This window comes from Nocardioides kongjuensis, from assembly GCF_013409625.1.
Lineage (GTDB): Bacteria > Actinomycetota > Actinomycetes > Propionibacteriales > Nocardioidaceae > Nocardioides > Nocardioides kongjuensis.
The window spans coordinates 2,365,922-2,386,821 of the sequence record NZ_JACCBF010000001.1 but is presented as its reverse complement, the minus strand read 5'-3'; the positions used below and the strand labels follow the sequence as shown (position 1 = coordinate 2,386,821).

The 20,900-nt window shown below is 71.8% G+C and carries 16 protein-coding genes; 9 read left to right on the top strand and 7 right to left on the bottom strand.

Annotation, left to right across the window (positions count from 1 at the left end; all coding sequences use genetic code 11):
• The first annotated feature begins 12 nt into the window (after positions 1-12).
• A complete protein-coding gene (locus tag BJ958_RS11400) occupies positions 13-1,485 on the top strand; it encodes a wax ester/triacylglycerol synthase family O-acyltransferase (protein WP_273520545.1) in 1,473 nt (490 codons plus the stop codon).
• Between the two features lie 17 nt (positions 1,486-1,502).
• Positions 1,503-1,688: a hypothetical protein gene (locus BJ958_RS11395; RefSeq protein WP_179726943.1), complete on the top strand. Its 186-nt coding sequence runs from the start codon at positions 1,503-1,505 to the stop codon at positions 1,686-1,688.
• Here BJ958_RS11395 and BJ958_RS11390 read toward each other — a convergent pair.
• Together BJ958_RS11390 and BJ958_RS11385 are read right to left on the bottom strand one after the other, a co-directional pair.
• A complete protein-coding gene (locus tag BJ958_RS11390; protein WP_179726942.1) occupies positions 1,685-2,167 on the bottom strand; it encodes a DUF2505 domain-containing protein in 483 nt (160 codons plus the stop codon). The two genes, BJ958_RS11395 and BJ958_RS11390, sit on opposite strands and share 4 nt — an antisense overlap.
• A 1-nt stretch (position 2,168) precedes the next feature.
• Complete coding sequence (locus BJ958_RS11385) at positions 2,169-2,651, bottom strand: DUF2505 domain-containing protein (protein WP_179726941.1); 483 nt, start codon at positions 2,649-2,651, stop codon at positions 2,169-2,171.
• A gap of 62 nt (positions 2,652-2,713) precedes the next feature.
• On the opposite strand from BJ958_RS11385, the gene BJ958_RS11380 reads away from it, so the two are divergent.
• From BJ958_RS11380 to BJ958_RS11365, 4 genes are all read left to right on the top strand, one after another.
• The gene (locus BJ958_RS11380) at positions 2,714-7,636 is read left to right on the top strand and encodes an NAD-glutamate dehydrogenase domain-containing protein (RefSeq protein WP_179726940.1); all 4,923 of its coding nucleotides are present in this window, start codon (positions 2,714-2,716) and stop codon (positions 7,634-7,636) included.
• A 60-nt stretch (positions 7,637-7,696) separates the two neighbouring features.
• Positions 7,697-8,596 (top strand): ABC transporter ATP-binding protein, encoded by a 900-nt coding sequence (locus BJ958_RS11375; protein WP_179726939.1) that lies wholly within the window; start codon positions 7,697-7,699, stop codon positions 8,594-8,596.
• Positions 8,593-9,663 (top strand): ABC transporter permease, encoded by a 1,071-nt coding sequence (locus BJ958_RS11370; protein ID WP_179726938.1) that lies wholly within the window; start codon positions 8,593-8,595, stop codon positions 9,661-9,663. The genes BJ958_RS11375 and BJ958_RS11370 overlap by 4 nt, the downstream gene beginning before the upstream one ends.
• Before the next feature lie 317 nt (positions 9,664-9,980).
• Positions 9,981-12,005, top strand: coding sequence for a cation:proton antiporter domain-containing protein (locus BJ958_RS11365; RefSeq protein WP_179726937.1), 2,025 nt, complete (start codon positions 9,981-9,983; stop codon positions 12,003-12,005).
• Here the strand turns inward: BJ958_RS11365 and BJ958_RS11360 are convergent.
• The 3 genes from BJ958_RS11360 to BJ958_RS11350 are packed head-to-tail and all read right to left on the bottom strand — an operon-like array spanning position 11,998 to position 15,353.
• Positions 11,998-13,263, bottom strand: a complete 1,266-nt coding sequence (locus BJ958_RS11360; protein WP_179726936.1) for an FHA domain-containing protein — start codon at positions 13,261-13,263, stop codon at positions 11,998-12,000. The two genes, BJ958_RS11365 and BJ958_RS11360, sit on opposite strands and share 8 nt — an antisense overlap.
• A gap of 1 nt (position 13,264) precedes the next feature.
• Entirely contained in the window at positions 13,265-13,699 is a 435-nt protein-coding gene (locus tag BJ958_RS11355; RefSeq protein ID WP_179726935.1) for a hypothetical protein, read from the bottom strand.
• A 37-nt stretch (positions 13,700-13,736) separates the two neighbouring features.
• On the bottom strand, positions 13,737-15,353 hold the full coding sequence (locus tag BJ958_RS11350; RefSeq protein ID WP_218865704.1) for an FAD/NAD(P)-binding protein: 1,617 nt from the start codon (positions 15,351-15,353) through the stop codon (positions 13,737-13,739).
• 149 nt (positions 15,354-15,502) lie between these two features.
• On the opposite strand from BJ958_RS11350, the gene BJ958_RS11345 reads away from it, so the two are divergent.
• Both BJ958_RS11345 and BJ958_RS11340 read left to right on the top strand, forming a co-directional pair.
• Positions 15,503-16,315, top strand: coding sequence for a protein kinase domain-containing protein (locus BJ958_RS11345; RefSeq protein ID WP_179726934.1), 813 nt, complete (start codon positions 15,503-15,505; stop codon positions 16,313-16,315).
• Positions 16,316-16,317: 2 nt separating this feature from the next.
• The gene (locus BJ958_RS11340; protein WP_179726933.1) at positions 16,318-17,880 is read left to right on the top strand and encodes a hypothetical protein; all 1,563 of its coding nucleotides are present in this window, start codon (positions 16,318-16,320) and stop codon (positions 17,878-17,880) included.
• A 10-nt stretch (positions 17,881-17,890) separates the two neighbouring features.
• Here the strand turns inward: BJ958_RS11340 and BJ958_RS11335 are convergent, their stop codons facing one another.
• A complete protein-coding gene (locus BJ958_RS11335; protein ID WP_179726932.1) occupies positions 17,891-18,772 on the bottom strand; it encodes a protein phosphatase 2C domain-containing protein in 882 nt (293 codons plus the stop codon).
• Positions 18,769-19,470: a vWA domain-containing protein gene (locus BJ958_RS11330; RefSeq protein ID WP_179726931.1), complete on the bottom strand. Its 702-nt coding sequence runs from the start codon at positions 19,468-19,470 to the stop codon at positions 18,769-18,771. Before BJ958_RS11330 ends, BJ958_RS11335 begins: the two co-directional genes overlap by 4 nt.
• A gap of 106 nt (positions 19,471-19,576) precedes the next feature.
• Here BJ958_RS11330 and BJ958_RS11325 point away from each other — a divergent pair, with 106 nt between their 5' ends.
• Complete coding sequence (locus tag BJ958_RS11325) at positions 19,577-20,896, top strand: protein kinase domain-containing protein (protein ID WP_179726930.1); 1,320 nt, start codon at positions 19,577-19,579, stop codon at positions 20,894-20,896.
• The last annotated feature ends 4 nt before the right edge of the window (positions 20,897-20,900 follow it).

Genomic DNA, 20,900 nt, shown 5'->3' with positions numbered 1-20,900 from the left:
GGGAACCACGTGGTGGATCGGGTACGCCCACGGGACCTGACGTTCCTCGAGCAGGAGTCGGCGGAGACCCCGCAGCACAACGCGACCATCGAGATCTTCGATCCCGGTGAGGGCCCGGACGCGTTCGACCACGCCCGTCTCGTCGGGCTGATCCGCGACCGGATCGCGTTCGTGCCGCGCTACCGCCAGCGGCTGCAGGCGGTGCCGGGGCACCTCGCCAACCCGGTGTGGGTCGACGACGAGAAGTTCGACATCGGCTTCCACGTACGACGCTCGGCGCTGCCGCGGCCCGGCACCTCCGCCCAGCTCCTCGAGCTCGTCTCGCGGATCGTGTCCCGACCGCTCGACCGCACCCGCCCGCTGTGGGAGATCTACTTCGTCGAGGGCCTCGAGGGCGGCCGGGTCGCGCTGCTCTCCAAGACCCACCAGGCGCTGGTGGACGGCGTCCACACCGTCGACCTGGGCCAGCTGCTGCTCGACCTGCAGCCCGAGGCGCGCGCGCTCGAGCCCGACGACTGGCAGCCGCGCCGCTCGCCCAACCCGGCCAACCTGCTGGCCACGGCCGTGCGCGAGAACCTCACCGACCCGGGCGAGCTCCTCGACACCGTCCGCACCGGCTCCCGGGCCCTGGCCCGCACTGCCGACCAGCGCAGCGAGCGGGCGCGTTCGTTCCTCGCCGCGGCGACCGGTCGCCGTCCCAAGACGCGTGGGGTCATCAACGGCCCGCTCTCCCAGCAGCGTCGCGTCGTCACCGTCGAGACCCGCCTGGCCGACTACCGCCGGATCCGCGAGGCCCACGGCGGCACCGTCAACGACGTCATCCTCGCCACCGTCACCGGCGCCCTCCGGGCCTGGCTGATGACCCGCTCCGAGTCGATGGGCGGGCTGCGCCAGGTGCGCGCCGTCGTCCCTGTCTCGGTCATCGACGAGGAGCTCGAGGCGACCTCTCTCGGCAGCCAGATCGCCGCCCACTTCGTCGACCTGCCGATCGGCGAGACGAGCCCGGTGGTCAGGCTGCACCAGGTGTCCTACTCCTTCCAGGCCCACAAGGACACCGGCCGCAGCGTGGCTGCCAACCGGCTCGCCGGCATCGCCGGCTTCGCGCCGACCACCTTCCACGCCATCGGCTCGCGCGTCGCCTCCGTCGAGCTGCGCCGCGGCTACCAGCTCTCGGTCACCAACGTCCCCGGGCCGCAGGCCCCGCTGTACGCCGCCGGCGCCCGCATGCTCGCCAGCTACCCGGTCCCGCCGCTCACGCCCGGGCACCCCCTGGCGATCGGCGTGACGTCCTACGACGGCGGCGTCTACTACGGCATCACCGCCGACCGGGACTGGATCCCCGACGCAGAGGTACTGGGCGCCTGCCTGCGCGAGGCGCTCGACGAGCTGATCGACCTGTCCTCGGCCAGCCGGCAGCGCGCGCCCCGCGGGCGTCGTACGACGAAGTCCACCAGCAAGGGGTCCGCGAAGGACAAGCAGGACTGAGTGGGACCATGGGCCCCGTGATCCCGCTGCATCTCGGTGCCCTGCACCCCGTCGAGCAGATCGCCACGATCGTGCTCGCGTTCGGGCCGTTCCTCGTGCTGGGGATCGTGATCGCGGTGCGCCGCCGCGCCGAGGCCGACGAGGACCTCGACGCGGCGGAGGGGCACGAGCCCCGGCACGACGACGTGGGAGGCGCGCCCTAGCTCGCGAGCCACTCCTTGCCGGTGCGCTCCTCGGCGCGCAGGGCGCTGCCGAGCAGCTTGGCCAGCAGCTCCTCGATCTTGCCGGCGACGAGCGGGATCTTGACCTTGATCTCCAGCTCGACGGTCTCCTTGGTGACGCCGTCGACCTCGACCAGCGTCGCGCTGCCGTTGATCTCTCCGGGCTTGCCCGGGATACCGACGGTCACGCTCGCCTTCAGCGGGCTCGCCCAGGTCTCGGTCTGCACGATCGTGGTGGTCTCGCCGATGAACTTCTTGGCGAACGCCGGCACCTTGTCGGTCGGCTGCTCCATCTCGATCCGCACGGCCTTCGCGTCGACGTTGCCCTCGATCTCGACGCTGTACGACGTCGCGCGCTGGTTGCGGCACACCGTCTCGCGGAACACCGGGTCGGAAAGCATCGCCGCGACCTCGATCGCGGGGGCGTCGTACGTCATCTCGTGCTTCAGCTTCGTCGCCATCTCAGCGGTCTCCCTTCAGCCAGGCCACGCCCACAGCATGCTCGGTCGTGAGGCCTGCGTCGATGTTGTCTGCCATCAGCTTCTCCAGCTTGCCCGCGATGAGCGGCACCTTGACGACCACGTCGAGCTCCTGGACGTACGTCGTGCCGCCGCCCGCGGCCGAGAGCCGGATCGTCCCCGTCGCCCTGGTGGGCTTGCCGGGGGCGGTGATCTCGATGGTGCCGGAGCCGGCGTCCTTCCACGACTCCGTGATGACGGCCTGCGTGGTGTCGCCGGCGATCTTCTTGGCGATCGCGGGCAGTCCGGCGGTGTTCTGCACCTGGTCGCTGACCAGGGTGAAGCCGGCCCCGGCCGGGGTGAGGGTGACGTCGATGGACACGACGCCCTGGGCGGCGCCGACCTTCTCCCGGAACGCGGGGTCCGCGAGCATCGCGAAGACCTCCTCGGGCGGGGCGTCGTAGGCGAGCTCTCGGGTGTATCGCATACGAGACATCATGTCGCATCGCTCGGTTGTGAGGCGTGACGGCGAGGTCCTAGGGTCGAGCTGTGTCAACGACGACGCTGCCCTCGGCACAGGGGGCTGACCGGGACCGTATCTTCGAGCAGGCTGCAGCGGCGGCCGGACCCGCGAAGGGATCAGGGGCGCCGCCCCGTGAGGCGCTCCCAGCCCTGCTGCCGGCCTACTACCGGCACGTGGCCACCGAGGAGCTCGCGGCCCGCAGCGACCTCGACGTCTACGGTGCCTTCGCCTCCCACCACCACCTCGCGCTCGAGCGCACGCCGGGTCAGGCCAAGGTCCGGGTGCACACCCCGACCGTGGCCGAGAACGGCTGGTCGGCCGGTGGCCACTCGGTGGTCGAGGTCGTCGTCGACGACATGCCCTTCCTCGTCGACTCGATGACGATGGAGCTCTCCCGCGGCCTCCACGACGTGCGCACCGTCGTGCACCCCACCTTCGACGTACGCCGCGACGAGGCGGGCCGCCTGCTGTCCGCCGAGCCCGTGTCCTCCGGCTCGACCGCACCCGCCGACGGCGCGATCCGCGAGTCCTGGATGCACATCGAGATCGGCCGGCTCAGCGGTGAGGACGACGACACGGCCGAGCAGGTCGTGGCCGACTGCCTGCGCGTGCTCGGTGACGTCCGGGCGTCCGTCGAGGACTGGCCGGGGATGCAGGCGCGGGTCGCCGAGGTGGTCTCCGGCCTCCAGGCCGACCCGCCGCCGCTCCCGGCGGCGGAGATCCGGCAGGCCGCCGAGCTCCTCGACTGGCTCGCCGACGAGCACTTCACCTTCCTCGGCTACCGCGAGTACGTCCTCGACCGGGTCTCCGTGGACGGAGGACCTGATGACGACGTGCTCCGGCCGGTCCCCGGCAGCGGACTCGGCATCCTGCGCGAGCACCCCTCCGAGGGCGACACCTCGGTCGCGTTCGGCAAGCTGCCCGACGCGGTCAAGGCGAAGGCCCGCGAGAAGCGGCTGCTCGTCCTGGCCAAGGCCAACTCGCGCTCCACGATCCACCGTCCGGCGTACCTCGACTACGTCGGCGTGAAGACCTTCGGCCCCGACGGCGAGGTCGTGGGGGAGCGCCGCTTCCTCGGCCTGCTCTCCAGCGCCGCCTACACCGAGTCGCTGCTGCGGATCCCCCTGCTGCGCGAGAAGGTCGACGAGGTCCTCGAGCGCAGCGGGTACGACGCCCGCAGCCACGACGGTGCCGCCCTGCTCGACACCCTCGAGACCTACCCGCGCGACGAGCTGTTCCACACGCCCGTCGACGAGCTCGCCCCGATCGTCGAGGCGGCCATGCAGGCGCGCGAGCGCCGCGCCGTGCGCCTGTTCATCCGGCGCGACACCTACGCCCGCTACCTCTCGGTGCTGGTCTACCTGCCCCGCGACCGCTACAACACGGGCGTCCGGCACAAGTTCGTCGAGATCCTCACCGAGCAGATCGGCAAGGGCCGGATCGGCCCCGACTCGGTCGAGTTCAACGTCAGCATCAACGAGTCGACGACCGCCCGGGTGCACTTCGTCGTCCACCTGCCCAAGGGCGAGCTGATCCCCGACGACATCGACGTCGTCGACCTCGAGCGGCGCCTGGTCGAGGCGTCCCGCTCGTGGCAGGAGGACTTCCTGCAGGCCGTGATCGCGGAGTACGGCGAGGAGGTCGGCGCGCTGCTCGGCCGCCGCTACGTCGACGCCTTCCCCGAGGCCTACAAGGAGGACTTCACCCCGCGCACGGCCGCGGTCGACCTCGGCCGGATCGAGGGGATCCGCGGGGACGACGGCCGTGACCAGTCGCTCTACGCCGAGGTCGACGCCGCCGACGGCGAGGCCCGGCTCAAGATGTTCCGGGTCGGCGAGCCGCTGTCGCTGAGCGCGGTGCTGCCGATGCTGGCGTCGATGGGCGTCGAGGTCGTCGACGAGCGCCCCTACGGCCTCACCGGCCTGGACCGGGTCACCCACATCTACGACTTCGGCCTGCGGTACGGCGAGGCGCTGCCCGACCACGCCCGCGAGCTGTTCGCCGCGTCGATGCGGGCGATGTGGGACGGCCAGACCGAGGTCGACGGCTTCAACCGGCTGGTGCTGCGTGCCCAGCTGACCTGGCGCCAGGCGATGCTGCTGCGCGCCTACGCGAAGTACATGAAGCAGGGCAACAGCCCGTTCGCCGTCGACTCCATCGAGCAGGCCCTGGTCGACAACGTCGACCTGGCCCAGCTGCTGGTGGCGCTCTTCGAGGTGCGCTTCGACCCGGCCGTCGAGCAGGACCGGGCGGCCCGCGAGGAGAAGCTGGTCGAGAAGGTGCGAGCCGCGCTCGACGACGTGGTCAGCCTCGACCACGACCGGATCCTGCGCTCCTACCTCACCCACATCCGGGCGACCCTGCGCACCAACTACTTCCAGACCGACGGCGGCGCCCCCAAGCCCTACCTCTCGCTCAAGCTGGAGCCGTCGGCGATCCCGGACCTGCCGGAGCCCCGGCCCCGGTTCGAGATCTTCGTGTACTCGCCGCGCGTCGAGGGCGTGCACCTGCGCTTCGGCGCGGTCGCCCGCGGCGGCCTGCGGTGGTCGGACCGGCGCGACGACTTCCGCACCGAGATCCTCGGCCTGGTCAAGGCGCAGATGGTCAAGAACACCGTGATCGTGCCGGTCGGCGCGAAGGGCGGGTTCTACGCCAAGCAGCTGCCCGACCCGGGCGACCGCGAGGCGTGGCTGGCCGAGGGCGTGGCCTGCTACACGACCTTCATCCGCGGCCTGCTCGACGTGACCGACAACCTGGTGGCCGGCGAGACGGTGCCGCCGCCGGACGTCGTACGTCACGACGCCGACGACTCCTACCTCGTCGTCGCCGCCGACAAGGGCACCGCGACCTTCTCCGACATCGCCAACGGCGTCTCGGCCGACTACCACTTCTGGCTGGGCGACGCCTTCGCCAGCGGCGGCTCGGTCGGCTACGACCACAAGGCGATGGGCATCACCGCCAAGGGCGCCTGGGTGTCCGTGCGCCGCCACTTCCGCGAGATGGGCGTGGACTGCCAGCGCGAGGACATCACCGTCGTCGGCATCGGCGACATGTCCGGCGACGTGTTCGGCAACGGCATGCTGTGCTCCGAGCACATCCGGCTGGTGGCCGCGTTCGACCACCGCGACATCTTCCTCGACCCCTCGCCCGACGCCGCGGCGTCGTACGCCGAGCGGCAGCGGCTCTTCGACCTGCCCCGCTCGAGCTGGCAGGACTACGACCGGTCGCTGATCTCGCAGGGCGGCGGCATCTACTCGCGCAGCGCGAAGTCGATCCCGATCAGCCCCGAGGTCCGCGAGGTGCTCGGGCTCGCCGACGACGTCGCGCACCTGACGCCGGCCGAGCTGATGCGGGCGATCCTGCTCGCACCCGTCGACCTGCTCTGGAACGGTGGCATCGGCACCTACGTCAAGGCGGCCGCCGAGACCCACGCCGACGCGGGCGACAAGTCCAACGACGCGATCCGCGTCGACGGCGGCCAGCTCCGCGTGCGGTGCGTCGGTGAGGGCGGCAACCTCGGCTTCACCCAGCAGGGCCGGATCGAGTACGCCCTCGAGGGCGGGCGGATCAACACCGACTTCATCGACAACTCCGCCGGTGTGGACACCTCCGACCACGAGGTGAACCTCAAGATCCTGCTCGACCGGATCGTCGCCGACGGCGACCTGACGGGCAAGCAGCGCAACGAGCTGCTGGCCTCGATGACCGACGAGGTCGCCGAGCTGGTGCTGCGTGACAACTACGACCAGAACATCGCGCTCGCCAACGCGGCCCGCAACGCGGTCTCGCTGCTGCACGTCCACGAGCAGTGGATGCGCGACCTGGAGTCGCAGGGCCTGCTGGACCGCGAGCTGGAGGCGCTGCCCTCGAGCCGTGAGGTCGCCCGCCGGATCGAGGCCGGGGCCACGCTGACCCAGCCGGAGCTCGCGGTGCTGATGGCGTACACGAAGATCGTGCTCGCCGAGGAGCTGCTGGCCTCGGACCTGCCCGAGGACCCGTACCTCGACAACGACATCCAGGCCTACTTCCCGAAGCCGGTCCAGGAGCGCTTCGCCGAGCAGGTCGCCGCCCACCCCCTGCGCCGCGAGATCATCGTGACCCAGGTGGTCAACGACCTGGTCAACGGCGCCGGCATGACCTACTGGCCGCGCCTGGCCGGCGAGACCGGCGCCACGCCGGCCGAGCTCACCCGTGCCAACTTCGTGGCCCGGGAGATCTTCGGCTCGCTCGCGCTGCGCCGGGAGCTCGAGCAGTACGACAACGTCCTCGACGCGGCCGTGCAGACCCGGATGCGCGTCGAGATGCGCACCCTCGTCGAGCGCGCCTCGCGGTGGCTGGTCACCAACCGGCGGCCCCCGCTCGACAGCCAGGGCAACGTCGACTTCTTCGCGGCGCCGGTGCAGGCGACCATGCTCGAGCTGCCCCAGCTGCTGACCGGCACCGAGCTGGCGGCGTACGAGGCCCGTCGGGAGCTTCTCGTCGGCTACGACGTCCCCGAGGACCTCGCCAGCCGGGTCGCGTCCTTCGACGTCGCCTACACGCTGCTCAACGTCGTCGAGATCGCCGACAGCCACGGCCTCACCCCGGCCGAGGTGGCCCGCGTCCACTTCACGCTGGGGGAGCGGCTGGGCCTGTCGGTGCTGCAGCGCCGGATCGTCGACCTGCCGCGTGCCGACCAGTGGCAGACGATGGCCCGCGCCGCCCTGCGTGACGACCTGTACTCCGTCCACGCCCAGCTCACCGCCCAGGTCCTCGAGGCGACCGGCGACCTCGACGCCGTCGAGGACCCGATGGAGGCCGCCGCCCGGCGGGTCGCGGCCTGGGAGACCGAGGCCGGCGGCGTGGTCGACAAGGCGATCGGCGCGCTGAGCGCGGTCTGCTCGGACGAGCCGACCGACATCGCGAAGGTCTCCGTCGGTCTGCGGGTGGTGCGCGGCCTGCTGTCCTGACGAGCTCGTCCCCCCTCGGCTTCGACGAAGGTTCACCACGAACGGCTAGGGTCGGTCGCGATGACTGCCATCCACGTGACCGGACTGACCAAGCGCTACGGCGACCTGGTCGCCGTCGACGCAGTGAGCCTCGACGTCGCCGAGGGGGAGTTCGTCGGGGTGCTCGGACCCAACGGCGCCGGCAAGACCACGCTCCTGGAGATGGTCGAGGGCCTGCGCCAGCCGGACGCCGGTGGGGTCGAGGTGCTCGGCGAGCCGGTGTGGCCGCGCAACCCGCGGCTGCAGCCCCGCATCGGGGTCCAGCTCCAGGCCTCGTCCTTCTTCGAGCGGCTCACCGCCCGCGAGCAGATCCGCACCTTCGCCAGCCTGTACGGCGTCGGCCGCGCCACCGCCGACGGGTGGCTCGAGCGGGTCGGGCTCACCGACAAGGCCGAGAGCCGGGTCGAGGACCTGTCCGGCGGCCAGGCCCAGCGCCTGTCGATCGCCTGTGCCCTGGTCCACGACCCGGAGCTGGTCTTCCTCGACGAGCCGACCGCGGCGCTCGACCCGCAGGCCCGGCGCAACCTGTGGGACCTGCTCTCCTCGATCAACGACAGCGGCCGCACGGTCGTGCTGACGACCCACTACATGGACGAGGCCGAGGTGCTCTGCGACCGGGTCGCGGTCATGGACCACGGCCGGATCCTCCAGTTCGACACGCCGGCCGCCCTGGTCCGCGGGCTCGACGCCCCGGCCCGGATCCGGGTCGCACCCGGTGCGCTCACCGCCGAGCAGGCCGGCGCCATCCCCGGCGTCACCGAGACCCGCGAGGACGTCGACGGCGTCGTGCTCGTCACCCGGGACCCCGCCGGCGTCATCGGCGCGCTGGCGGCCGGTGACCACCTCGACGGCGTCACCGTGCAGACCGGCACCCTGGAGGACGTCTTCCTCTCCCTGACCGGGCGGGCGTACCGCGCATGACCCGTCACTCGCCCTTCTGGGCCCTCTCCGTCGCGATCCTGCGCGGCTTCCTGCGCGACAAGGCGGCGGTCTTCTTCGCCGTCGTCTTCCCGCTGATGTTCCTCGTCCTGTTCGGCGGCATCCTCGGCAACCAGGACCAGTCGAAGGTCGACCTGATCCAGGTCGGTGCGGTCCCGCTCGTCGACGACCTGCCCAGCGGCGCGGCCAAGGCGTTCGAGGAGACCTTCGAGGTCGACCGCACCCAGGACCTCGACGCGGCCCTCGAGAAGGTCCGCAAGGGCGATGCCGACGTCGCCATCGAGCAGCGAGGCGAGGACCTGGTCGCGCACTACACGCAGACCGACCAGGTCAAGGCCGCCGTCACCCAGGGGACCCTGCGGGCGTTCGTCGACGGCGCGAACGTCGCCGCGACCGGCCGGCCGCCGACGTACACCTTCACGGCGCAGCGGGTCGAGGACGAGTCGCTCTCGGTCATCCAGTTCGTCACGCCCGGCCTGCTCGGCTGGGCGGTCGCGATGAGCGCGGCGTTCGGCTCTGCCGCGACCCTGCAGGGCTGGCGCCAGTCCAAGCTGCTGCGCCGCCTCCAGCTGGCCCCGGTCGGCACCGGCACCATCGTCGCCGCCCGCGTGGCGGTCACCTTGATGATCGCGTTCGGCCAGCTCGCGATCTTCCTGGCCCTCGGCGCCGCGGCCTTCGGCCTGACCCTGACCGGCTCGTGGTGGATGTCGGTCCCGCTGGTCGCCGTCGGCACCTTGTGCTTCATGGCGATCGGGCTGCTCGCGGGTGCCCTCGCCAAGACCACCGAGGGTGCGGTCAACCTCGCCAACTTCCTGGTCCTGCCGATGGCCTTCCTCAGTGGCTCGTTCTTCCCGCTCGACGGAGCCCCGGCCTGGCTCCAGCGCCTCTCCGACCTGCTGCCGCTCAAGCACTTCAACTCCGGGATGCTCGACGTGATGGTCCGCGGCGAGGGACCGGCAGCCGCCCTCGTACCCCTGGGGATCCTGGCCGGGTTCGCCGTCGTGGTCACCCTGCTGGCAGCGCGGCTGTTCCGCTGGGAGACCACCTGAGGCGAGACCTCGCGCGGGTTCGGGCGGCGTCGTCCTCCGGCGGGCGAGCCGCTGTAACACGTGGTTCGCCGCTGTAGCAGCCGTCTGTCCGCTGTAACACGTGGTTGGCGCACCTACCCGCCACAAGACCACCCGAAATGGCTGCTGCACGGGTCTGGAACAGGGGTCAGGGGGCTGGTAGGTACGCGAACCACGTGTTACAGCGGCGGCCGGGCGTGAAGAGAGGCGAACCACGTGTTACAGCGGCGCTGAGCCGCCCGCCGCTCACCGTGCCTCAACCGCAGGACTGGCGGCTCACGACGCAATAGGCTGCAACGGTGCTCGACTTCGCGGTCCTCCTCGCCCTCCTGGCGCTGATCATCGTCGTCGCCCGACTCGCCGGCGCCGCCGTCGCCCGGATCGGCATCCCGCCCGTCGTGGGCGAGATCGGTGCCGGCGTCCTGCTGGGTCCGAGCCTGCTCGGGGTGCAGCTCAGCCAGGACCTGTTCCCGGTCGACCAGCGCGGGTTCCTCGACGTGCTGGCACGGGTGGGACTGGTGCTGTTCATGTTCGTCGTCGGGCTCGAGCTCGACCTCTCCCTGGTCCGCGGCCGGGAGAAGGTCGCGGTCTCGGTGTCGTTGACGTCGATCGCGCTGCCGTTCGCCCTCGGCATCGGCCTGGCGCACCTGTTCGTCAGCAGTGGCGCCACCGAGGCGCTGAAGCCGGCCGACGCGGAGTTCTGGCCCTTCGCGCTGTTCATGGGTGCCGCGATGTCGATCACCGCGTTCCCGGTCCTCGCCCGGATCCTCACCGACCGGCGGATGCACCGCACCGAGACCGGTGGCCTGGCCCTCGCCTGCGCGGCGAGCGACGACATCATCGCCTGGACGCTGCTGGCGGTGGTGCTGGCGATCGCGGGCGTCGAGGGGGAGCACAGCCACCTGCCCCACTGGGCGATCTACCTGGCGATCCCGTTCGTCCTCGTCGCCGTCTTCGTCGTCCGCCCGGCACTGGGCTGGCTGACCACGGCGTACCAGAAGGCCGGCGAGCTCACGCCGACCATCCTCTCGGTGGTGCTGGTCGGCATGCTGCTCTTCTCGGCGACCACCGAGGTGCTCGGCATCCACTACATCTTCGGCGCCTTCCTCTTCGGCGCGATCATCCCGCACGAGAACGCCGCTGCCCTGCGCCACGAGATCCTGGTCCGTCTCGAGCAGATCTCCGTGCTCCTCCTGCTGCCGGTCTTCTTCCTGCTCTCCGGCCTCAAGGTCAACATCCAGGGGCTCGGCACCGAGCACATCGTGCCCATGCTGGCCATCCTCGCCGTCGCCATCGTCGGCAAGTACGTCGGCGCGTACGTCGGGGCGCGGCTCCAGCAGGTCCCGCACTGGCAGGCCAGCGCCCTGGGCCTGCTGATGAACACCCGCGGCCTGACCGAGCTGATCATCCTCAACGTCGGTCTGGAGAAGGGCCTGCTCAGCCAGGAGCTGTTCACCATGATGGTGGTGATGGCCCTGGTCACCACGGTGATGACCGGCCCGCTGCTGGGCCTGGTCTACCCGCAGCGCCGGGTCGCCCGCGACATCGCCGAGGCCGAGCGCGCGGCGCTCGGCGACGAGGCCGTCGACCGGATCCTCGTCCTGGCCCGCGACGGCCAGGACAACCGGCTGCCCGTCGAGCTGGCGGTGGCCGCCCTGGCCGGGGCCCGGCCCGCGGAGATCGTGCTCGCCGACCTCACCCCGCAGGGTCGCCCGCTCGAGGTGGGCAGCGGCCTCTCGCTGGACCTCGCCGAGATGGCCGCCTCGATGGAGCGCCAGCAGGTGCTCGTCCACCGGGGCGAGGAGCTCGGCGTCCCCGTCCGCGTCATCGCCCACCCGAGCGCCGACGTGCAGCAGGACCTGGTCGAGCTGATCGGCGCCCTCGCCCCGCAGGGCCTGGTCGCCTGGTCCGACGACCCGTCGCTCGCCGCCGTCGTGGCCGCCAACGAGTCGCCGGTCGTGGTCGTCGCCAGCGGTACGACGACCCCCGAGCCCGACGCGCCCGTCGTCGTCGACTGGAGCGCCGGCAGCAACGGCGAGGCCGCCCTCGTCCACGGCGCCCGGCTGGCCCTCGCCCGCGGCACCACGCTCGACCTGCGCGGCGACGGCGGCCGCCGCCAGGCGGGCGCGCGGGCGGCGCTGGAGGCGCGGGGCGTCCGGTTCGCGGACCCGGGCGCCGACGCCGATCCGCTGGCCGCCGCGCCCGTGGTGGTGGGGGCCCTGGACGCCAGCACCGCAGCCGTGCGGGTCCGCGCCGAGCTCGACGCCGCCCCCGTCGACTTCGCGGCCGTGCCGCTGGCAGCGGAGGCGACCGTCGTCAGCTGACGGCGCCTGCGTGGGTGTTGAACGCCAGCGTGCGGTGCCCGATCCGCACCCGGGTGCCCTGCACCAGGACCTGCTCGCTGCCGGGCGGCATCCGCACCCAGTCGGGGGTCTTCGGCAGGTGCACGTAGGTGCCGTTGGTCGAGTTGTTGTCGACCAGCACGACGTCCCAGCCGCGCAGCTCGAGCCGGGCGTGCACCCGCGAGACCTGGTTGGACTGGTCGATGATCGGCAGCGGCCGGAACTCGCCTGCCACGATCCGCTCGTCCGGTGCCGGGTCGCGACCCAGCAGGTACGGCGTGTCCAGCTGGAACACCGCGCCGTCGTCGAGCACGATCACGCCGAGCGGCGGACGCGGCCCGTTCACGAGGACCGGCGTCTGCTGGACCATGTTGATCCCGCAGATCCCGCAGAACAGCACGCGCGGGTCGTTGAAGTGCTGGTTCTTGCAGTAGACGCCGCGCACCTGCTCGTGGGCGTGGTCGTCGTGGACCTGGGCGGCATCCTCGACGATCGGCAGCGGCTCGAAGTCGTCGACGTCGTCCTCGACGTCGCTCATCAGCACCGACTGGAAGCTCACGTGCTCGTCGGCCGGGGTCGGCGGCAGTGGCCGGCCGGCCACCGGTGCCACGACGGGCGGTGCCTCGACGACAGGCTCGACGACGGGCTCCACGACCGGCTCCACGACCGGCTCCACGACGGGCGGTGCCTCGACGTCCGGCGGCGGCTGCGGCGCGCGCACCTGCGTCGACGGGCGCAGGACCGGCTCGGCCGGCGTACCGCCGGTGGTGGGCACCAGGAAGCCCCCGGCGGGCACGACCCCACCGTCGAGCCGGTACGCCGTCCCCTCCGCCGGGGCAGCAGCGCCCGGGAGCGCGGCCGACACCGAGGTGACCGGCCACGGGATCAGCCGTTCCACCCAGGCCAGCGACTGCGCGCCGCTGATCTCCTCGCCGTCGACGCTCACCACGACGTCGCCGTCGACGAAGACCGCGAGGCCCGTGGTGTGCGGCGCGATCGCGGCGAAGCCGGGGGACTGGTCGATCGACGTCGACAGCATCAGCGCGAACCCGCGGATCAGCTGGCGCCCCTGACCGCCGTTGGCCGCCACCATCTCCGCGTGCTCGAGGTAGGGCCGCACGACCTCCGGGTCGTCGGACCCGACGAGGAGCACGACCGGACCGAACCGGGCCAGGGTGCCGCCGCCGGGACCGGGCACCACCGTCGCCGCGGTCCAGTCGTCTGCCGAGGTGTGCGTCATCTCAAATGATCCTTCCACCGAAGAAGCGCCAGCGGATGAACGGGACTCGCATCGGGCCGTTGGTCCAGATCCAGATGACGAGCCAGATCACCGAGAAGTCGATGAAGAACGCCCAGAACGGCACGCCGTCGTACGGGTAGTCGATGCCGGGCACGAGCTCGAGGTCGAGCAGCAGCCAGACCAGCGCGCCCTCGTTGAGCGCCGTGATGAGGCCGAACATGGTGGGCCAGTCCTTCTCCCACCGCAGCTGCTGGATCGCGTGGTAGACGAGCTCCCAGAGCACGCCGAGCACGAGCACGGCCGCGAGGATGAGGTACGTCGTGCGGTAGTCCGGGTCGCCCGGCAGGATCGGCGTCAGCACCAGCGTGATCAGCCCGCCGAAGACGACGAGCATGAAGATCCGGGTCTGGATCCGGCCGTTGAGGGTGGGCAGCATCAGGCACTCACTCCTTGGGTCGTCGCGACGAGCCGGCTCACGGGGCGCTCCCGGCGAGCCACTTCCACCACTGCAGCGTCGAGCGCACCGGCCCGATCCGCTTGCAGAACCCGCGCTTGTTGAGGTCGCCGTAGATCTCCTGCGCCGCGACCTGCAGGCCCAGGAAGGTGTCGACCCCGGGGAAGTAGCCGCCCAGCGTGGTCGCGCCGGACGCGTACATCACGCCGCCGCCGGACGCCGTGCCGATCAGCTCGAAGTTCCGGTCGACGTTGAGCCGGCCGACCGGGTTGCGGCTGGCGCCGCCGTGGTCGAGCAGGTCCTTGAGCAGCCGGTGCTCGGCGATGTCCGCCTCGAGGCCGGTGCAGTCGATGACGAAGTCGACCTCCAGCGGTACGACGCCCTGCGCGGTGCGGACCTGGTTGAGGATCCGTTCGCCGCTGGGCCGCATCTCGTCGACGGTGCCGACCACGCAGGTGTACCAGCCCTCGCGCCGGCCCTGCTTCATCTGCCGCTGCCAGCTCTTGCGGTACGGCGTGTTGGTGCCGCCCATCCGCTTGTAGAGCTCGGCGCGCTGCTCGCCCTCCAGGTTGCGCACCTGCGCCTTGAGCTGGCCGCCCCACACCGACTTCGGGTAGTTGAACCCCTGGTAGGCCCACCCGTCGCCGCCGCGCCGACGCATCGTCACCCGGGTCCGGCCACCGCCGGGGCGCTGGTCCTCCTCGTTGCCGTAGCCGTCGTTGGTGCCGTGGATGTAGGTGCGGAACAGGTGCACGATCCTGGTCTGCGCGCCGTGCTTCTCGCGGTCGTCCATCAGTCGCTGCAGGATGCGCGAGGCCACGATGCCGCCGCCTCGCACCAGCACCGTGGACGGCGTCTGCACCAGTCGCTCGTAGACGTGCTCGTGGGCCTCGTAGGCGTTGACGATGTGGCGGTAGTCGTTGTTCTCGGTGCGGTAGCGCTGCAGCTCCGGCAGGAACTTCAGGCCCGGGTAGCCGACCGCCAGGTGCACGTACTGCGAGCGGAAGGCGACCCGCTTGGTGGCCGAGGCGCCCTCGGGCGGGGTCAGGATCGTGAAGTACCCGCCGCCGTACCGGCGCCGGACGATGCGGACCAGGCCCTTGACCAGCATCTCGTCGTACGAGATCCGCTTCGCCTCGCGCTCGAGCTGCTCGAAGACGTTGCCGGCCTTGGGCGTGTAGTAGTCCTCGAAGATCGGCTCGCTGAACAGCTGCCAGAGCACCTTGGGCCTGAAGTGCCGCACGCCCTCGGCGAAGCCGTACGACGGGAAGCCCCAGATGTTGTCCGGCCGGGACGCCGAGTCGGAGCGGATCCGCTCGGGGCGGGGGACCTGCGAGACCCGGGTGAGGTACTCGTAGGTCTGCCAGGGGAAGTCGAGCGTGCTGAGCACCCGCATCTGCGAGGTCGGCACGCCCGCGATGCGCAGGTAGTCGACGGTCACGAAGCTGCCGATGCCGCCGCCGATCGTGACGAACGGGACGTCGACGATGGGGATCCCGGCGGCCGCGACCATGTCGTCGGTCCAGAAGTCCGTCTGCAGCAGCTGGTCGTTGAGGTCGCCCGAGATCGGTTGGGCGGGCAGGTACGTCGAGGGATCGGTGGTCGGGACCACGGATGCCGCGGTGGGGTCGATCAACGGTGCCTCCTGGGTCGCTGACGGCGTCCGGAACGCTACACCGGTTACCCCTTCCGTGCCGGGGGAATCGCTGCTGCCGGCGGCGTTCGCGTGACATGCTGGACCCGGGCCGATGCACCGGCTGGACGACGAGGCGCTGGAGGATCCGCGTGCAGGGAATCGCAGACTACGAGTTCGTGCGCCCGCTGGGCGAGTCGAACTACGGCACCAACTACCTCGCGACGGCCCCGGCCCGCCTGGGGATCCCGGCCGGCGAGGTGGTGGTCAAGGTGATCGCCGGACCGACCTCCGACGACGCCTTCCGCCGTGCGACCCGCGAGCTCAAGCACTTCAGCGTCGCCGACTCCGACCGGCTGGTCGCGGTCTACGACGCCGGCCGGCAGGGCGGGGCGTTCTACTACGCGATGGAGTTCCTGCCGCTCGGCTCCCTCGAGCGGCCGCACGTCGAGATCGGCACGGCGCAGCGGGTGGCCGCGGTCCGCGACGCCGCCCTGGCCGCGCACGCGCTCCACGAGCGCGGGATCGCGCACCGCGACATCAAGCCGGCCAACGTGCTGCTGGCCGAGGACGGCGGCCGCCTCGCCGACCTCGGGCTCTCCCAGCTGCTGTCGCCGGGCATGGTGACCACCGGGCTCGGACAGATCGGCCTGGAGTTCACCGACCCCGCGATCATGCTCGGCGCACAGGCCTCGCGGGCCAGCGACATCTGGTCCCTGGGCGCGACCCTGCACTTCGCGATCACCGGCTCCGGCGTCTACGGCGAGCTGCGCGACACCGAGCCGCTGCTGCTGGTGCGCTCGATCCTCGCCTCCCAGCCCAGCCTGTCGCCCGACCTGCCACCGGCCGCCCGCGAGCTGGTGGAGGCCTGTCTCGCCGCCGACGTCGCCGCCCGCCCGCGCACCGCCGCGGAGGTGGCCGACCGCATCGCCGGTCTCGGCGCCGAGCTGGGGTCGGCGGTCTGAGGATGGAGCTCCACGACGTCCTGCGCGAGCTGGTCAACGAGCACGGCCGCGGCATCCTCGACGACGCCACGGGCTTCCGGGGCGTCCTCGACGACGTCCTGGCCGAGGACCAGGCGACGACCGGCGACATCAACCTCCTCGTCGACGCCGTGCGCTTCGGCGTCCTCAACCCGCTCGGCGAGATGATCGACGGCGGCGCCGACCCGGCCCGCGCCGTCGAGGAGGCCGGGCTGCGCCTGGCCCGCGACCGCGGCGGTGACGACCAGGCCGCGTCGAGCTGGGCCGCCGCCGTGCTCGGGTACGCCGTCGGCGCGGTCCCCGCCGCCGTCGTGCTGCGCTACCGGTCCAGCCGCCCGGCCAGCGGCCAGCTGCCGCCCCCGACCGTGGCGCCGTCCGGGCCGCCGTACCAGTCACCCCCGCCCACCGCCTGGCCGCCGGCGCCGCCCGCGCCCCCGCAGCCGACCGTCGCCCCGACCGGGCTCCCGACCTCCGGGCCGACCTCCGCACCCAACCCGTACACCGCGCCGGCGTCGTACTCCCCGGCGCCCGGCGGCTACGCCCCGCCCGCCGGCTTCGCGACCCCGCCGGCGAAGAGGCGGGGCGCCGGCATCTGGGTCGCCGCCGCCGTGGCGGGCGTCGTCGTGGTCGGCGGCGGCGTGGCCGGTGTCATCGCGTTGAGCGGGGGCGGGGACGACCCCGGGCCGCGCAGGACCGAGTCCAGCGAACCGAAGGAGCCCGCTGTCAAGGTCGACGCGGCCTCCCTCGACGAGCGCTACGGCACCCTGGCCAGCAAGATCTCGGCCGGTGTCACCGACTGCAAGGCCGGCAAGCCGGGCGACGGGGAGAGCGAGGTGGTGACCTGCACGGTCAGCACCGGCACGCTGCGCCTGGTCACCTACGAGGACGACGACGCGTTCACCGCGGCGCGCACCGCCCGCTTCGACTACCGGGCCGGCACGATGAGCGCCGACAACGGCGCCACCGCCCTCTATGAGTACGACCCCGAGCGGGGCGGCACCACCGACCCGGCCGTCGTCTACTGGGACAGCCAGGGAGCCAAGCAGTCCGCGCTCCTCGAGGGCGAGGGCACCGCGACCATCGATGCGGTGGTCGCCAGCTTCACCAGCACCTCGCCCCGCGTCACCGAGCCCACCGCGCCGGCCCACCCCAAGCTGATCGAGTTCATCAAGATCAACATGGACGTCGCCAAGTGCACCCGTGAGCGCACCTTCTTCACCGGCGAGACCGAGGAGAGCAGCTGCGAGACCGACGACAGCGGGATCATCGTCAGCGTCGGCCGCTACTCCACCCGCAAGCAGATGAAGGCCGACCGCAGGTACTACAAGAAGCAGTACGACCAGGCCGGCACCCAGGGCGGCGGCGGCACCTGGCGCTTCGGCGACGGGCCGACCGAGGGCGGCTACTACGCCTACCTCGACAGCTCCGGCGACACCGCCACGATCTACTGGGACTGGAACGCCGACGACTGCTACTGCTACGGCGTCGCCCGCAACTTCGAGGGCGACCTCGACGGCCTCGAGAAGTGGTGGCCCTCCGACAACTGATCCAGCCGGCTCAGGCCTCCGGCACCGGGACGGTGTCGGCCAGGTCCGGGCGGTCGATCCCGGCGACGTCGTTGCGGACCAGCAGCGCCATCGTGGTGTCGTCGCCACCGATCAGCGCGGGCTCGGCCAGCCACTCGGGCAGCTGCTCGCGCACCCAGCCCAGGCCGCGGGCCCGGGCGAACTCCAGCAGCTGCTCACCCGTCTGGCGCCACCAGCCCTGGGCGTCGACCCGGGAGCGGCCGAAGCCGTCGGTGCACAAGAACACCAGGGCCGCCCGGTCGGCGGCCGCGTCGACGACACCGACGCGCAGTGCGTCGAGGGGGCGCGGCTGGCACAGCGAGCTGGTGTGCAGGCCGTCGAGGTCGGGATCCTCGGGCAGCGGCCGCGAGGCCGCCCCGTCGCTGGAGACCAGCACCGAGTCGCCGTCGCCGATCTGCAAGAACACCATCACGTCGCCGGCAGCCGCGGCGGCCAGGATGGTCGACCCGTAGGCCCGCAGCGGGTCGGCGGAGGCGCCCAGCTCGTCCTCGGCGGGGGAGTAGGGGTTCGCCTCGAGGTGGTGGCGGACCTTCGCCGTCCAGGTCTCCACGATGGCGGCGCCGGCCTGCGACACGCGGTCGCGGGCGGACTCGTCGGCCGCCGTCAGCTCGGGCACGACCCGGCGCAGCTCCTCGACCGCGCTGACGACCGCCAGCGCCGCACCGGTGTCGCTGCGGAAGTGGAACTTGTGCCCGTGCCCGTCGGCGACGGCGATCACCGCGTGGCCCAGCGCCTGGTCGCTCCAGGTGAGGACCGCGTCCTGGATCGGCAGCTGGTCGCGGACGTGGACCGAGCCGATCGTCGTACCCGACAGGGTGGTCCACACCGGATCGGCGTCCGGCCGGTCCGTCATCCCAGGGTGCTCCAGATCGGGTCGCCGATCGGGCTCGGCGGAACCGCGGTCACGCCGGAGCCGGGACCGACGACGGGCCGCGAGGCGACCTTGCTGGCCGCCTTGGACGCCCAGACGATGTACTCGACGAGCTGCTCGGGGTTGTCCGCACGCAGCAGCGGCACGTCCTCGTCGCCGATGAACCGGCGCAGCGAGTGCATGTCGGCGTCACGGCCCACCCCGAGGGCCAGCCGTACGGCGGTCGCCCCCCAGCGGTTGTTGAGCAGCGCCTGCAGGCCCTCGGCGAAGGTCACGCCGCTGCTCTGCGTGGGGCGGCCGTCGGAGACCAGGATGATCGCGGGCGGGAACGCGCTGTTGGACTCGTCGAGGTGGTCGAGCGCACCGGCGAGGGTCTGCAGCGCGCTGCCGAGCTCGGTGAACCCGCGCGGCACCGCCTCCAGCCGCTTCCAGTGGATCTGGTCGACCGGGGTCGGCTCCTCGATGATCCACTGGGGCTCGTTGGCGAAGGCCAGCACCCGGATCAGCATCTCGGCGTGCGGATTGGCCCGCGCCTCGTCCTTCAGGTGGGGCAGGACCTCGGTGATCGCGTTGTTGAGCGCCTGGATGCGACCGCCGCGCAGCATCGAGCCCGACACGTCGAGCACGAAGATGAAGTGCAGCGGCTTGCGCGCCAGGGCGCCACCGAGCCGGTCGCTCATCGCGGGCCTCCTTCCACCAGGGCGTCGGGTTTCAACTCTCCCCGAACTGTTCAGGTTATAGCCTGTCACGGGTCAGGGAACGCGATAACGGAGGTCGGTCACACCCATGGTGCTGGCAGAGGGCGTCGAGGTCGACCTCGGGCCGTTGGGGCGCGCCCGGGTGACGTCCCTGCTCGGCCAGGGCGGCCAGGGCTACGTGTTCGAGGTGCGCCGCGACTCCGGCGAGCCCTTGGCGCTCAAGTGGTACAAGCCCGAGAGCGCCACCGCCCAGCAGTACGACGAGATGCAGCAGCTCGTCGAGATCGGCTCCCCGCACCAGCGGTTCCTGTGGCCGCTCAGCATGGCGCGGGTCGGGACCGAGCCGAGCTTCGGCTACGTCATGCACCTGCGGCACCCGCGCTACCTCGAGCTCAGCTATCTGTTGCTCAACGCCGACCGCGACGGCAAGCCGCTCGACGTCTCCTTCGCCTCGATCATCGAGCTGTGCCGCCAGCTCAGCTACAGCTTCCTGCGGCTGCACGCCCGCGGCCTGTGCTACCGCGACATCTCGTTCGGCAACGTCTTCTTCGACCCGGGCAACGGCGACGTGCTGATCTGCGACAACGACAACGTCGGGATCGACAACGGCACCGGCCGGGTCCTCGGGACGCCCTACTTCATGGCGCCCGAGGTGGTCCGCGACACGACGTACCGCACCCTGCCCAACACCGACACCGACCGGCACTCGCTGGCCGTGCTGCTCTTCTACTCGCTCTTCCTCGGCCACCCGCTCGAGGGCGCGCGCACCGATGCCGGCATGCGCGACGCGCACTGGCTGATGACGCACTTCGGCACCGATCCGCTCTTCTGCATGCATCCCACGCGCGCCGAGAACAGGCCCGCCCAGATCGTCCAGCAGTACTGGAACATCTACCCGCAGTTCCTGCGCGACCTGTTCGTCCAGGCGTTCGTCGACGGCATGGACAACCCCGGCGCCCGGGTCACCGAGGGACAGTGGATCAAGGCGCTCGACCGCCTGCGCGACGGCATGCTGGCCTGCCCGACCTGCGGCACGACCAACTTCTGGAGCCCCGGCGAGGACAGCGTGACCTGCTGGCAGGACGGCACCCAGGTCCGCCCGCCGTACCTGCTCCACGTCGGGCGCCGCACCGTCGCCGTCGGCCCGCAGACCACGATCCGCTCCGACCACCTGACCTCCGGGGTCGACCACCCGCAGGTGCTCGGCCAGGTCCGCCAGCACCCCGACGCCCGCGACCGCTGGGGCCTGTACAACGCCTCCGACTTCTCCTGGCCGGTCGCCTACCCGGGCGGCCAGAACTTCCTTCTCGAGCCGGACCGCACCATCGAGCTGGTGGCGGGCGCCCGGATCCAGATCCGCAACGCCACGGTGCAGGTACGCCGACCGGCGCCCGACGGGCAGGGGTGAGCGT